Genomic DNA, 13,447 nt, shown 5'->3' with positions numbered 1-13,447 from the left:
GCAGTATACCTACCGCTTATCATAGTAAAGCTGATTAAGTTAATATTTAAAGATTACTTACGTAACTAAAACTAATAAGAAATTAGCTTATTAAGTCATTATTGGTAAGTGATTTCATAAGTTGCATAACTTTTAACTTCACCTGTTGTTACATCTTTAGGTGTAGAAGTTGCGTAACCAACGTAATATTGGAAACGAGCCCCATTTTCAACTTTAGTCAAATCACCTTTAACTTTTTTCTGAGATGGATTGCCAGGAATAATTTTACCTGACAAGTCAGAGCTATCATCAGTTGAAAGTGCTAATTGAATATTTTTAGCGCCTGTAGTTTCAGTATTTGCTAAGTAGCCTTCTGAATTACCTGATGCACCTTGCAGTAAGTTACCACCAGTCCAGTTAACGTTTAATAATGTTTTATCAATAGCGGAGTCATTAGCAACATCTTTAACATCTGCTGCAACACAGTTTGTTACGTCAATAACAAAAGATTTCGGTTTTAACAATGCATCTGCACCACCGTCACGTACTTCTGTTAATGATACTGGTGCTAAGTAAACACTAGCATCACTACCTTGTCCATCAACAGAAACAGTACAAGAAACATCCGTTACTTTACCGTGAAAGTTAACTTGGCCGCCACCAACGTTGGTGCTTGCAGCGTTAGCTGTTGATAACCCAATAATAGTTGTTGCAACTGCAGTCAGTAGTACTTTCTTCATTTTCATTTCCTAATATGAGGGTAATTATTTTTTACATTAAAAAGAACTGATTAAGTTTTTGTTTTATTGTTAGGTAAAAAATACAAACAAAAGCCTAATCATACATGGAGTATGACTTACGGCTTACGTTTCACTTTGAACCATTCGTTTAATGCAAATAAATATATTTCTTAATTAGTCCTATTTAGAATTTATAACCATATGCTCTATATGATTTCGAAGAGAGGATACATAATAACTTAAGTTTTATTAAATCGTTTTTTTCATCGCTAATTTATTTTTTGATAGTTACAGGCTATTAAATGACAAGCATTGATTGGGTATTTTGATTTTCAATATTCACTAATTTACTCGTGAAAAGCCTAATATTTAGTTTTTAATATCTAATTTTTTTTAAATATAAGATTAAAAACCAACAAAACCAAAAAATACAGATTATCAAAAACAGCAAAAATCATTATATTTAGATTTAATATATGTTTTCATTTACATTTTGACACTTTATCTCACATTATCACTATAAAATTAATCCATTACAGAGTATCTAATTAGGGCTAAATCATTAATTAAATTAATGATTATTGATCTGTAAAGATATGTCACTCCAAACAATTAAAAATATTGAATTCCGAATTATTATGCTTGAACATCAATTTCACTCATTATGAGTGTATAGATATTCTTTTATATCAACAATCAACTTTAGTCATTATTATAATTTTAAAATATGTTTTTAAGCGAGGTAAATATCGATTTTAATCTAAATTAAAAAATAAATGGAGTGATGGAAATAAATATGAAAGAAGAAATAGTGATAAAATCGCAATATAATCCTTTATTCATTCAACTTCTTATTGAAGTAAAAAATAGAATATCAAATCATTTAGTCGAACCTATGTTAAAAAAAATTATCATTATTTTTGATATAGAATAAGAAAACATGATTAACTGAACAAACTATAGCCTGTGTTATGTCAATTTTCTCATTTTCTAACCATATGAAAATAAGAGTGTTTTCTTAAAACGAACACTCTATGAAAATGTGATCTATACGGCAAATTTTAACATTAAGAATATTCCTAAATCACTCACTATGAGTGTTAAAGTGTGATCTAAACCAAAAAGCCATCGATAAAAGACGCTTTATCTGCCTATTATTTTTCTATTCACGGACAGTTTAGCGCCGTTTTAGTAAATCAATCGCTCTAATAAGCCTAATTTATTTAGCAATTACATAACATAAGGTAGCTGTTTCTATTTTAGTACCATAAATTATCGATTATGAGACATTAATAGATAAAAATATTTTATATCAATAATTTGCCATAAAAATATGATGACACCCTTACAAAATCCATATAAGGCCATCAAAATATGGGAACTCCCCGCATAATGTGTCTACGAAGAATTTCACGTGTACATCAACATAGTTATCTAGTTGATCAACTGATAAAAGCACATATATTGCAGGTAGTAATATCGGCTAATTTCAAGAAATGATTAATCTAAAATAGAAATATTGTTAGATTGGAGCCACAGCAAAAATCTTGCAAAAGATTTTTGCTGTGGTAATCAAGAAGTGAATGATTGATTAGTGTTTTTTCTGACGGTATAGAGCCCATTCTTCAACTTTTTCACCTGATGGTAAAATACAGTAACCTACCTGCCCTTGTGCTGTATCTACAATTTCCAGAGTCCCTCCAATTTGTTCGCAATATACTGATGCTGGATTTGCCATGCCTACAGCCTTAGGCTCTATTTCGGTTTTATTGGAAACACATCCAGAAATGAGCACAAAACTAGCTAATACAAGTACTTTCTTCATAAGAAATATTTTTTAAGTCAGTTTGGAATGTTTGTTTATTATAACGGAATGAAACTAATATAAACTGGTTTTTATTCATAAATAAAACAACATCGCATTTAATGTTCAAAACTTCATCAACAACAGTCAATAAATTACTTTAGTCTATCAGCATTATTACTTAAAATTTCAACTGTCAGCCTGCCATGTTTACCTCTAAGAGTAATTATTGGCATCTTACTTATATCTATCAATATCTGGATTATATCAAATAATACTAGCTAACATTTTATGACTATATATCTATTTGTAAGCCATAAAGCCTATTTTACTTCCGTCTTTTATTGTCAAATAGGACAATTAAAACACCACAAAATGCGACTAACAAACTACCAATAATATAATTCTGTCTATCAAATGCCAGGCCCATATCTTTCACACTTTCCCCATAAACAATAGGAATGCTTACATCCATATTGTAAGAAATAATCGCAGTAACGAGGCCAATCATTGTGAGTACCACACCGAATGTTTTCATTTCCATCCCCCTACATTTGTATTTACTAAAAATAGATTAGCGAAGTATCTTGAGAAAGGCAAAATGAGAGGTCACAAATTACAATATTTTCTTAAATAAAAAATATTGTAATTTAAGCCATAGCGGGAAAATACTGGTTAATGATCAATTATAAAGATAATTTTTTATGCACTTAAAGTTTTAAGTCAGAAAAACTCGTAATTAGATGTAATATGAAGTATTAATTATAAGTATTCTTATTATTAATAGGATAAATAATCACACCCAGTTTTAACATGATGATTATTACTGTCTACTTTTATTCAAAGCACTATAATACATTGATTAAAACGTATAAAACATCATCAATGCCGCTTGGCTAAATTTTTCAAAAAAAGAAATCATCGCAGGCAAAATAGCAATATTTAGAATGGCAGCTAAGCCTACTGTTAGTAACGAAATTTCCATAATAATTTATTGTATATTGAGGATTTATTACTATCCCTTACCCATAGGCCTATTCATTATGTGTTCTTCCCAGTCCACCACATCAATTTCTCTAACTGCAATATGGCGAACGGACACACCTTCATTATGCATCGCCGCTTTGGACCCTGTTTTTAATGGATGCCAAGCTGGGAGAGTTTTCCCTTCTAATAACAAACGGTAAGCACAAGTACTTGGCAACCATCCAAACGTTTCTAAGTTATAGCGATTAAGCTTTATGCAATCCGCTTCATAACTGAAGCGATCTTCATAATGCTTACACTGGCAAGTTTTTAGATTTAGCTGATTACAAGCGACATTAGTGAAATAGATTTCATCAGTATCTTCATCCATTAACTTGTGCAAACAGCACTGCCCACAACCATCACAAAGAGATTCCCACTCTTCATCTGTCATTTCATCTAAAGTTTTAACTTGCCAGAACTGCGACATAATACTTATTAATCCTATACTTAAATAACCCGAGTAGTCAGCGAGTGATCATTAATTGATAATTTTAGCATATCACCAGAAGCTAATGGGCCAACACCTTCAGGTGTTCCCGTTAAAATAACGTCCCCTGCACGCAATGTGAAAAAACGGGACATATAGCTAATCAGTGGTAAAATTGGGGTGATCATATCACGCGTCGAGCCCTCTTGGCGAACTTCACCATTAATTTCTAAAGAAAGCTGAACATTTTGTAAATCATTCGGGCTACTGACAGGAATAAAACCCGAAATTGGGCATGACCCGTCAAATGATTTGCTTTTTTCCCATGGCTGACCAGCTTTCTTAAATTTAGCTTGTAAATCACGTAAGGTTAAATCCAATGCAACTGCATAACCTGCGATAGAGCGTGATACACGGTCTTCATCCGCATTTTTTAATGGCATACCAATTAAAATTGCCATCTCAATTTCATGATGAACAGAACCAAAGTCTTTTGGAATAACAATTGATTGAGTAATGTCACACAAAGCAGTTTCTGGTTTAATAAAAATAACGGGCTCTTCCGGTGTAGCAGACCCCATTTCTTTTATATGCTTTGCATAATTACTACCAACACAAACAACTTTATTTGCAGGAAAATCAAGTAACGCACCTTGCCAGTCACGATGTTGATACATAATAGTACTCCTATTATCGTTATTTTATTTTATTAGCGATACCATCTGCCATCATGCATACGCTCAATGCAAAATAATATGAGCGGTTCCAATGCATAATGGTACGGAAATTTTCAGTCACTAAAAATGCCCTGCCTTCAGGGTCATCAGGGATAACCACCCACGTTTTTACGTCTGAAGGTAACTGAGCAAATGCAGGTAATGCCACGCCTAGTTTCTGCCATTCACTGACAGATTTCCCTTGTTCCGCTTTTACGCCTTCCAACGTTTTATTAAAATCTGCAGGTAAATTAACTTGGTAACCCCATGGCAATTGTGCTTGCCAACCTTCTGTTGACAAATAATTAGCGATGGATGCAAATACATCAGATTTATTATTCCAGATGTCCATTTTTCCATCACCATCACCGTCCGCTGCGTAGGACAAATAGGAGGTTGGCATAAATTGACTTTGGCCCATAGCACCAGCCCATGAACCTTTAAGTTGTTGATCTTCTGGAATATAGCCTTTATCCATTATCTCAAGCGCAGCTAAAAGTTGTTTGCTAAAAAGCGCTTCTCTTCGCCCCTCAAAAGACAATGTCGCAAGTGCTGAAACCACATCCTCTTTACCCTGTGAACGTCCAAAACCACTTTCTAATCCCCATAACGAAACAATGAACTGAGGTGGAACGCCATATTTATCACTGATAGCATCTAGAATGGATTTGTTTTCTAAATATTTGTCATAGCCCGCATTGATACGTGATTGTGGGAGTACATTTTTTAAATAGCTTGCTAATGTAACCGTCGCCCTTTTCTCTGGTTGGCCTTTATCTGCTTTCACAACACGCTCAATAAAATGAACATTAGCAAAAGCACGTTCAATGGTGTCTGGCTTAATCCCCTGAGTAATAGCATGTTCTTTCAGTAATTCCACATAAGCAGGAAATTGTGACGGTTCACGTTGTTCAATAGGGAATGCTTTGTCTAAAGCAACGACTTCTTGGGCTATAGCCGCATTTTGTTCTACTGTAATCGGTTGAGTAACAACTGATTCGTTCTGCGTTGCAGAACAACTTGTTAAAAACAAACCAGCGACTAATGTATATAATAACGTTGGTTTCATTCGTCTCCTCCAGAGTGTTATTGCTTTTCAGGATTTTCTTAATTTGCTCTAGTTATTCAGTTCTTTGTGTTCTGAAAGCAAATTTTCCACCGGAGGTGGGAATTGTAGGTAATAACCAACCTCTATGAGATCAGATTTAACCTTTGCCAAGTCAGCATTGGCAAGCTTTTCACGCTTATCTAATGAGACGAGCATAGCAAATTGAGGTGTTCCAAATTGGACTAATAATTCCTCAGGAACACGTGAAAAATCATCTTTCTTCTCAATATAAAGATAAGTTTGGTCACGCTTAGGGCTTCTATAAATTGCACAAATCATTATATTTAACTCTTTTTCTTAGTTCATTAGCTTGCTTGAAGTATGCAGTAACTATAACATGCTATTGTTTTACAGAATATCTTCACCCGAGGATTGTTTCGGAAATTTTAATTTGCTGAGTCTGGATAGATGCCACAATCGCCAATAGAACTTAAAGGCAGCAGTTTTACTCTTTCAGTTATTCACTTATACAGTGAAGAGCCTAAACTCATCAAAAAATCGCTGCAAGATAAAGTAAATCAGGCTCCTGATTTCTTTAAAAATGCTCCTGTCGTGATTAACATCGCTGAATTATCCCCAAATGCAGATTTACAGAGTATTCATAAATCTGTTATTTCTGCGGGATTACGTATTGTTGGTATCAGTGGGTGCACTGACCCACAAATGCGACAAAAAGCAAACGATGCGGGTTTACCAATATTAAGCGAAGGTAAAAGCCAAAAACCTGTTGAAATTCAGCCTGACCCCCCGGCTGCAGTAGTTCAAGCTGAACCTTTATATCGTAAAACTCGTATTATCAATACCCCTGTTCGTTCTGGACAACGTATTTATGCACCAAATAGTGATCTGATCGTCACAAGCAATGTTAGTGCAGGTGCAGAACTATTAGCAGATGGTAATATCCATATTTATGGCGTGATGCGAGGCCGTGCATTAGCTGGAGCCTCCGGCGATATTGAAAGTCAGATTTATTGTACTCATTTGCAAGCTGAGCTGGTTTCAATTGCAGGTGAATATTGGCTGAGCGATCAAATCCCTGCTGAATTTCTCGCCAAAGCAGCTAAACTTTGTTTAGTTGATAACAAACTTAACATCGAATATTTAAATTAGACCTTATTTACAAGGAATTATTCATGGCACGCATAATTGTAGTGACTTCAGGTAAAGGTGGCGTTGGTAAAACCACTTCAAGCGCGGCCATAGCTACTGGCCTGGCACAAAAAGGGAACAAAACTGTAGTGATCGATTTTGATATCGGCCTACGTAACCTTGACCTTATCATGGGGTGTGAACGTCGAGTAGTCTATGACTTCGTAAACGTTATCCAAGGTGATGCAACCCTTAATCAGGCTTTAATCAAAGATAAGCGCACCGAGAATTTATTTATTTTACCTGCTTCGCAAACACGCGATAAAGACGCATTAACTCGTGAAGGCGTTGGCAAAATTCTTGACGAATTAAGTGACGATCTTGGTTTTGATTTTATTGTTTGTGATTCCCCCGCAGGTATTGAAAGTGGCGCCTTAATGGCACTATATTTTGCTGACGAAGCTATTATTACTACCAACCCAGAAGTTTCTTCTGTTCGCGACTCAGACCGTATTTTGGGTATTTTAGCGTCAAAATCACGCCGCGCAGAAAAAGGCGAAGCACCAATTAAAGAACACCTATTGCTAACACGCTATAACCCAGGCCGTGTAACGCGTGGTGATATGCTAAGCATGGAAGATGTTCTGGAAATTCTGCGTATTCCTTTGATCGGTGTTATTCCTGAAGACCAATCTGTACTGCGCTCTTCCAACCAAGGCGAACCCGTTATTCTGGATACAGAGTCTGATGCAGGCCAAGCCTATGATGATTGTGTTGCACGTATTTTAGGTGAAGATCGCCCTATCCGTTTCATTGAAGAAGAGAAAAAAGGTTTCTTAAAACGCCTATTTGGGGGGTAAATAATGGCTTTATTGGATTTCTTTCTGTCGAGAAAAAAAACGACAGCGAATATCGCAAAAGAGCGATTACAGATCATCGTTGCAGAACGCCGCCGTGGTGATAGCGAGCCCCCATATCTTGCAGATATGAAAAGAGATATTTTGCAGGTTATCTGTAAGTATGTCCAAGTTGACCCTGAGATGTTATCAGTGCAATTTGAGCAAAAAGGGGATGATATTTCTGTTCTTGAACTAAACGTTACGTTGCCAGAAGGTGACGACATAAAAACGACAACAGAAAAATAATTCGTGAAAGAAAGCCGCTGTCTAACTTTTGTTTCATGCAATAGCTTGCGGCTTACTTTTTATGATTTAGCCCAATTAATCAAATGGTTACGCTATAATTCTACTAAAGTAAAAACCTATTCGTTTTATAATTCAAATTTAATTTCCATTGTTATCAGTTTTTTTAAACCTTCTGGCGGTGCTCCTACTGAGCGGCTTTTCTGTACAGCTGATAACGCAGCTTGGTCGAGCGTATTATGTGTTGAGGAATTAACTATACGCACCATCGTAATTTCCCCTAATGAGGAAAGTTGAAAACTTACTTTTACAACTCCTTGGATATTGGTATTTCTCGCTTTTCTTGGGTAACGTTTATGTCGTTCAATTTCACTACGTAATTTATCAATATAGCTTTGATACGTTGAATCTATTGCATTTCCTACCGAGGTCGTCCTTTGTGCTCCCTTCTGGCCTGCCGCATTAGATTGATTATCGTTTTTCCCCACATGCTGCTCTTGTTTTACATCATCATTTTTTTCACTTTTTTGTTGCGGCTCTTTCTGCTGAGTAACCTTTTTATTAGTTTGTTTTTCCTCTTTCTGTTTGATGACTTTTTTCTGATCATCAGAAATTTTATTTTCATCGCTATGTGAACTTTTTTTATTAGCAACTTTAATTACTGCATTTTCATTTTGTTGTGATTCAGCAAGTAAGCCCCCTGATAGCTTATTATTTAATATTGTATCGTTTACTTGCTTTTCAATTACATTTTGCATCAATGAAACAGAAACAATAGCTGCTTGTATTGGTGTATAAATTTGTGCAGAACGTGTTTTTTCTATACTTAAACAATAAAAAACGATGCCAAAATGGAATAATAAGGAAACCATAACAGCAAAATTAAAACGTAAAGTAATCATTTTAATATCCCTAACAGCCCCCCTCACCAATACATAAATGCAACAGTATCAGCGAAGGGGGGGATCCTTTTTAGAAACGACTGGTGATATTGAAACGCACAGTCCTACCCGGTGCAGGCATCATACTACGGGTTAATGGGTCTATATAATATTCATCAAATAAGTTTGTGGCTAATAATTCAAATGATAGGTCTTTATTAAACTGATAATTAACATAAGCATCAGCGGTAAAAACGGCATTCCAACTCATTGGATCATTGTTTAATGGCGCATACTGGTACGGGTATTTATCCATCATTTCCGCTTCATCTTCATTTTTTGCTTTGCTGTGATAACGCATGCGGCTACCCACTTCTAAACGTTCATCTAAAAAACGCAAACCTAGGTTGGCATGAATGCTGTACTTAGGTTGCAATTGAGTACGCAAATAGCCGCCAGGGAACCCTGCTGTTGTACACTCTGAGCCACCAAATTGGTTATAGGGATCCATTACCATCAATGAAACTTCATCACAAACCTCATTTTTTAAGCGGTAATCTACCCCTAAGTCACCGAATACCCAGCCATTATCATAACGCGCCAACAGTTCCAAACCGGCCGTGTTATGTTTATCAACCTGCGTAAAGACTAACCTGTCGTTCCTATCAAAGGCATTTGTGACTACGGTATTGTAGTAATTTATGCGTAAATCAGCATGGTTTTCTGCCGCGACGAGATCTTGGAAATTACGCACATATCCTAGTTCTATCGTATGGCTGCGTTCTGGCAAATAAACCGGTGGCGTGTAATTCGGCTCTCTTCCCCCCGAAAAACCAATAGTGTCTTCAAAGATACTTGGCATCCTAACGGTTTCTAAATAACGCCCAAATATTCGATCGTTCTCTGTTAAGTAAATTGTTGCCCCTAATGCCGGAGCCCAAGCTGATTCTTCATTTCTTTTCGGCGCTTTAAATTTTTGTTTATTGGAATACTTCACTTCATCTTGACTGTTATTAATATCGCGGTCAACGAGATATTTTTTGGCTTTTAAACCGGTGACGGGGTCTATTTTTTCTTCTTTTAAATCAACCTCCCCATTATAAAATGGGTTATTTTTAGCTACAAATCGGTTATTTTCATCCACTTTCCATTTCACTACATGGTTAACTTCTGTGATTCTAAATTCTAATTTTTTCCCTATTAATCCAACATCACATAACGAATCCTTTTTCATGTTTAATGCTTGCTCGATAAAAATTCTTCTCTCATAACTTTTTCCTTTTATATCATTATATGTATTCCCTTTATCATCAATATACTGTTTTATTGTTTGGTATTCTTCCGCACTTAATAAACGGGATAATAGGAAATTTCTCGCCGTTATATGGCTATAAGGTGCATAATTTATATCTTTAGCCGCAATGCGTCTCTCTTTTAATAAATCCCTTGACCAGTAGCTAATATATTGAGCCCCCGCATTCAGACTTAACCATTCGGTAGGCTGCCAATCAAAGCGAATAGTCCCATTATATTCCCGACGTTTACCTTCCCTAGGGATAGCCCGGAACATGTTACCCTTTGGGGTCGAATCCGAATTAAAGATATCTTCACGACTACCAATGGTTTCATCAATTAAGCTTCCCATTAAAGTCACTTTAAATTCAGGTGTAATTTGAAATTTATTGGATAATGAAACACCATAGCGATCGTTAAGTTGGTTTAATTTAATCCCATCAACTAAGGTGCCATTGATAGCAGGATTTTTAGCTACATTTTTATCTCGACCAAATTCATAATTCCAATCCCTTTCCATTGGTTCCCTAGGTTGGCCACCTGCGGTATTTGAGTTTAAATCCGTTTTTGTTAACCAATAGCCTAATCGAAAATCAATCCAACCAATGGACTCAGGTTTGAACGAATAATTGGCGTAAAAAGTATTTAGCGCCAAGTTAGCTAAAGGCCATTGTGGAATTTTTCCCTCTAAATCATGATACCGAATTTGCGATGGCATGATTTCGCCATAATGACTTGATGTATGCATATAACCAAGGGATAAGTCCTGTGAATTAGGTAGCATCATGTTTAATTTAGCTAACCATGTCGACATTTCATTTGATGTATTCGCCACCTCTTTATTTGGCCCATAAATCCTAGCTACGAAGGGCATATATGGATCTATCGCTTTATTTGGGTTATTAGGGTCATAAGTAATGATGTCGTCATAAAATTTACCCGCCCCTCGGCGCCCAGCAAAATAATTACCTTGGTTGCGATAGCTGTATGCCAGCATCAAATCAAACTTTTCTTGCCGTGTCCCAACGGCAATACGCGCTGCGTTATCTTGCAGATTAAAGAAATTAGCGTTACCTTTACTGCGAGGATCAACAAGCATTTCGTGATCTTTAAAATAAATCCCACGAAACTTCTGCATGTCTAACGTATTCAATAGCCGCTTATCATCACGGTAATCTATACCGTGGCTTAATTGATTAACCCTCGGTTTTGTCGAGTTACTCGATGTTTCTAATTTAATATCAAAACCAAACTTGTCGTATTTATCCACAACGTCATCAATGCCTAGCGTTGTTATGGCAACTCCTCCCCCCGTCGATGTACGCACATTGCGGTCTAGTGTTGCACTTTTCATTACCTTAATGCTACTAATCATATTCGGGTCGATGTAATTACGATTATTCGCCCCATTATAACCACGCCAAACAGTGATAGCTTGCTCTGTACCATCTACAGTCACCGGGACACGCCCTTGCCCCTGTATACCCCGAACATTGGGGTCTATTGCCCCGCTATTACGGGCATCTCCACTGTATACCCCTACCGCATGGTTAATAGTGTCTGCGGGGTTAGTACCTTTATAACGATCAATTTCTTCTTTACTAATGTAAATACTTGATTCGTCTTTATCATATTGGTCATCCGCCCCTTTTCTATCACGCTCTTTGATTGTGGCCGCTTTATCATTTACCACAATAGAACCGATGTTTTCACTTTGTTGTGCATAGACTAAGTTTGTAATATTGCCAATAGATAACCCTGTTGCGATATTAATGGCTATCACTGTTTTGATTTTCATTATCTGTTCCGGTGAAAATTAAAATTTCTTGGTGAAATTGACACCGACTTCACTTTGCTTAAAAGAATAAATAATATCTGCAATACTTTTATTCACTTGGCTATTAAAATAAATAGAAGGCGTAAAAGTTAATATTTTATTTTTATCAAATGTTAATTGGGTGTTTAAATACCCATTATGATCTTTTCTTTTTACATTCAAAAATGCATCAAACCGTTCAAAATTTGTTTGCTTATAACCTATCGCAACAAGTAGATCACACAGTTCGGTTACTTTTAAAAAACCCACCCTAACCCCATACTGTACATAGCTCTCACTATCGTATTGCTTTTTCCTGTTAGCTCCATAAAAACTGCCAAAAACCATTAATCGAGGGTTTATTAAATAGGTACCAGTAACTGAATAAACCCATTTATCGCCGTTATTAAAACTATACTTATAAGGGTAAATTTTATTTTTATATTCAATATCACTTAGAAATGTTACTCGACGGCTCAATGTGTATTCTGCCGCTATTTTCCCCCAAAAGCTTAAATTATAGTATTGGTTATCATGCCATTTAGCCTCAAGGGTAGGCTGTATATAGAACTTTGTATTCGCGTTATCAAATTGATACCCCCCAGTAACATATATATTCGTTTTTCTAGCCGTGACTGTTTTCATTGGCTCCACCCCAACCACACCTAATGAGAGTACCGTTGAGTGGTTTCCTACTAGAGGAAAACGCTTTGATAGTTTAGTATAATAATGCCACTTTCCACCAGCGATAGACTGGTTACTACTATTCATACATTTACTACGAAAACAGTACATCTCACGGCTATTTGATGCTTCATTTAAATTAAAATCATAACTTGAGCCTAACTTAATCGTACCTTGCCAACGATTTTTATTTTCTAAATCTATTATTTGACTTTTAATAAATTTAGTTAACCCATTTGATATTCTTTCTTTATATTTAACTTTGACATTTTGATATATTGATAATGCTGATTCATAGTGCTTAACATAAGTCAGTGCTTGTGCAAGTTTTAACTCAACCAATAACATATTAGGCTTGTGAATTAAAATCTCATTATATAGGCTAATTGCTAAATCATACTGTTTATTTAAAACCGCCCTTTCTGAATGAATATATTTAACCAATTCTTTATCGTGGTCTTTATGGTCAACGTAATTACCAATAATTTCATTTATTTTGTCAAAATCTTGTTTCTGAATGAGATCATAAAGAATAAAACCAAGTTCGTCGATATTTTTTTCACTATATTTAACATTATTTATTTCTGATTGATGTTTTTTGTTACTATAATCTTTTAAATTACCGATAACTCCTCCTTTTAGCTCTTGAGCTGACAATACCGAAGGGAGAGAAAAAAGTAATAATAAACTCAAATATATTAAATGTGTTTTTTTATTAAAAAATAACATGATTAGGCTA

15 protein-coding genes are annotated in these 13,447 nt (G+C 35.6%); 4 read left to right on the top strand and 11 right to left on the bottom strand.

The features are described from left to right. Positions 1–98: 98 nt before the first annotated feature. Complete coding sequence (locus SJ312_RS03900) at positions 99–719, bottom strand: fimbrial protein (RefSeq protein WP_036957782.1); 621 nt, start codon at positions 717–719, stop codon at positions 99–101. A 796-nt stretch (positions 720–1,515) separates the two neighbouring features. On the opposite strand from SJ312_RS03900, the gene SJ312_RS03895 reads away from it, so the two are divergent. Continuing rightward, a complete protein-coding gene (locus SJ312_RS03895; RefSeq protein ID WP_153673455.1) occupies positions 1,516–1,653 on the top strand; it encodes a hypothetical protein in 138 nt (45 codons plus the stop codon). Between the two features lie 657 nt (positions 1,654–2,310). Here SJ312_RS03895 and SJ312_RS03890 read toward each other — a convergent pair. The 7 genes from SJ312_RS03890 to SJ312_RS03860 all read right to left on the bottom strand — a co-directional run bounded on the left by SJ312_RS03890 (position 2,311) and on the right by SJ312_RS03860 (position 6,082). Next, positions 2,311–2,544: a DUF333 domain-containing protein gene (locus SJ312_RS03890; RefSeq protein ID WP_004254920.1), complete on the bottom strand. Its 234-nt coding sequence runs from the start codon at positions 2,542–2,544 to the stop codon at positions 2,311–2,313. Positions 2,545–2,851: 307 nt separating this feature from the next. Further along, the gene (locus SJ312_RS03885; protein WP_036957787.1) at positions 2,852–3,061 is read right to left on the bottom strand and encodes a hypothetical protein; all 210 of its coding nucleotides are present in this window, start codon (positions 3,059–3,061) and stop codon (positions 2,852–2,854) included. A gap of 324 nt (positions 3,062–3,385) precedes the next feature. After that, positions 3,386–3,508, bottom strand: a complete 123-nt coding sequence (locus tag SJ312_RS03880) for a hypothetical protein (protein WP_004254926.1) — start codon at positions 3,506–3,508, stop codon at positions 3,386–3,388. Between the two features lie 30 nt (positions 3,509–3,538). Next, complete coding sequence (locus SJ312_RS03875) at positions 3,539–3,979, bottom strand: YcgN family cysteine cluster protein (RefSeq protein ID WP_004254930.1); 441 nt, start codon at positions 3,977–3,979, stop codon at positions 3,539–3,541. 20 nt (positions 3,980–3,999) lie between these two features. After that, complete coding sequence (locus tag SJ312_RS03870; RefSeq protein WP_094963081.1) at positions 4,000–4,656, bottom strand: fumarylacetoacetate hydrolase family protein; 657 nt, start codon at positions 4,654–4,656, stop codon at positions 4,000–4,002. A gap of 19 nt (positions 4,657–4,675) precedes the next feature. Further along, positions 4,676–5,764 carry a lytic transglycosylase domain-containing protein gene (locus tag SJ312_RS03865; RefSeq protein WP_165880778.1) on the bottom strand — a complete coding sequence of 363 codons (1,089 nt, stop codon included), beginning with the start codon at positions 5,762–5,764 and terminating at the stop codon, positions 4,676–4,678. Positions 5,765–5,812: 48 nt separating this feature from the next. After that, a complete protein-coding gene (locus SJ312_RS03860) occupies positions 5,813–6,082 on the bottom strand; it encodes a YcgL domain-containing protein (RefSeq protein ID WP_140172439.1) in 270 nt (89 codons plus the stop codon). Positions 6,083–6,211: 129 nt separating this feature from the next. On the opposite strand from SJ312_RS03860, the gene minC reads away from it, so the two are divergent. The 3 genes from minC to minE are packed head-to-tail and all read left to right on the top strand — an operon-like array spanning position 6,212 to position 8,037. Beyond that, entirely contained in the window at positions 6,212–6,913 is a 702-nt protein-coding gene (gene minC / locus SJ312_RS03855; protein WP_004254943.1) for a septum site-determining protein MinC, read from the top strand. A 23-nt stretch (positions 6,914–6,936) separates the two neighbouring features. Further along, positions 6,937–7,752: a septum site-determining protein MinD gene (gene minD, locus SJ312_RS03850; protein ID WP_004254944.1), complete on the top strand. Its 816-nt coding sequence runs from the start codon at positions 6,937–6,939 to the stop codon at positions 7,750–7,752. A gap of 3 nt (positions 7,753–7,755) precedes the next feature. Next, a complete protein-coding gene (gene minE / locus SJ312_RS03845; RefSeq protein WP_004254951.1) occupies positions 7,756–8,037 on the top strand; it encodes a cell division topological specificity factor MinE in 282 nt (93 codons plus the stop codon). Positions 8,038–8,162: 125 nt separating this feature from the next. Here minE and SJ312_RS03840 read toward each other — a convergent pair whose 3' ends face one another. From SJ312_RS03840 to SJ312_RS03830, 3 genes are all read right to left on the bottom strand, one after another. Beyond that, positions 8,163–8,936, bottom strand: a complete 774-nt coding sequence (locus tag SJ312_RS03840; RefSeq protein WP_153673456.1) for a TonB family protein — start codon at positions 8,934–8,936, stop codon at positions 8,163–8,165. 70 nt (positions 8,937–9,006) lie between these two features. Beyond that, the gene (locus SJ312_RS03835; protein ID WP_110591683.1) at positions 9,007–12,006 is read right to left on the bottom strand and encodes a TonB-dependent receptor domain-containing protein; all 3,000 of its coding nucleotides are present in this window, start codon (positions 12,004–12,006) and stop codon (positions 9,007–9,009) included. Positions 12,007–12,024: 18 nt separating this feature from the next. Beyond that, positions 12,025–13,437, bottom strand: a complete 1,413-nt coding sequence (locus SJ312_RS03830) for a surface lipoprotein assembly modifier (RefSeq protein ID WP_319866984.1) — start codon at positions 13,435–13,437, stop codon at positions 12,025–12,027. Between the last annotated feature and the right edge of the window lie 10 nt (positions 13,438–13,447).

Source organism: Providencia sp. CIM-Carb-044, from assembly GCF_033901115.1.
GTDB classification, from domain to species: Bacteria; Pseudomonadota; Gammaproteobacteria; order Enterobacterales; family Enterobacteriaceae; genus Providencia; species Providencia hangzhouensis.
Note: the sequence above shows the minus strand (reverse complement) of the source record. Positions and strands in the feature narration are given on the sequence as shown.